At 59.6% G+C, this 540-nt stretch carries 1 protein-coding gene; it reads left to right on the top strand.

What is annotated here, in order from left to right; all coding sequences use genetic code 11:
• Nucleotides 1-91 precede the first annotated feature (91 nt).
• The coding region (locus tag EN884_RS37995; RefSeq protein ID WP_127394549.1) for an alpha/beta fold hydrolase at nt 92-540 on the top strand (449 nt) is incomplete at its 3' end.

Genomic DNA, 540 nt, shown 5'->3' with positions numbered 1-540 from the left:
GTTACAGAGATTGTCTTATCTTTGTAATATCAACAAAATCGCTCCACAGCTAGGCTCTGTCTCGTTCAACGTTCCAGAAGGAATCTTCATCATGAATGAGCTGAATTTCGTCACAACGGGCGATGGCACGCGCATCGCCTACCGCTTCGACGGCGAGGCAAGCAAGCCGGTGCTGGTGCTGTCGAATTCCATCGGCACCACGCTGCACATGTGGGATGGGCAGGTCGGCGAATTGTCGAAGCATTTTCGTGTCCTGCGCTACGATTTTCGCGGCCATGGCGGATCGAGCGTTCCGGTCGGCGCCTATTCGCTGGACCGGCTTGGCCGCGACGTCATCGAGTTGCTCGATGCGCTCGACCTGCAACGCGTACATTTCCTTGGCCTGTCGCTCGGCGGGTTCGTCGCGCAGTGGCTCGGCATCCACGCGCCCGAGCGGATCGACCGGCTGATCCTGAGCAACACCTCGTCGCATCTGGCGCCGGCAAGCTATTTCGACGAGCGGATCGCTGCGGTGCGCCAGGCGCGGGACATGTCGGAAAC

This window comes from Mesorhizobium sp. M7A.F.Ca.AU.001.01.1.1, from assembly GCF_004022735.1.
In the GTDB taxonomy this organism is placed as follows: Bacteria; Pseudomonadota; Alphaproteobacteria; order Rhizobiales; family Rhizobiaceae; genus Mesorhizobium; species Mesorhizobium ciceri.
Note: the sequence above shows the minus strand (reverse complement) of the source record. Positions and strands in the feature narration are given on the sequence as shown.